At 42.6% G+C, this 256-nt stretch carries 1 pseudogene; it reads right to left on the reverse strand.

Going from position 1 to position 256, the window contains the following annotated elements:
• Positions 1-256 (reverse strand): annotated as a pseudogene (locus RYX56_RS23695) (ABC transporter); the annotation flags it as partial.

The raw sequence follows: 256 nt of genomic DNA on the forward strand, positions 1-256 counted from the left end.
TGTCTGCAGGGATGATATCCGGTCTTGTACTGGCAATTTGACCAATCTTGATAAACGTCGGTCCAAGCTCCTCTAAAAACATTCGTATCCGTTCACCGGTTGTTCGTACACCTTTCGTTTTGCTTCCTTCAGCAAATAACCTTTTAGGAACGGATAGAAGGTCAAGAAGCCCTAATTCTTTCATGATATAACCGAAACCATGGCGGGTAAAAGCATAAACAATATCGCGCAAACGTCCTAAATGGCGAATTCGTTT

The organism is Alkalihalophilus lindianensis, from assembly GCF_032843265.1.
Lineage (GTDB): Bacteria > Bacillota > Bacilli > Bacillales > Bacillaceae_D > Alkalihalophilus > Alkalihalophilus lindianensis.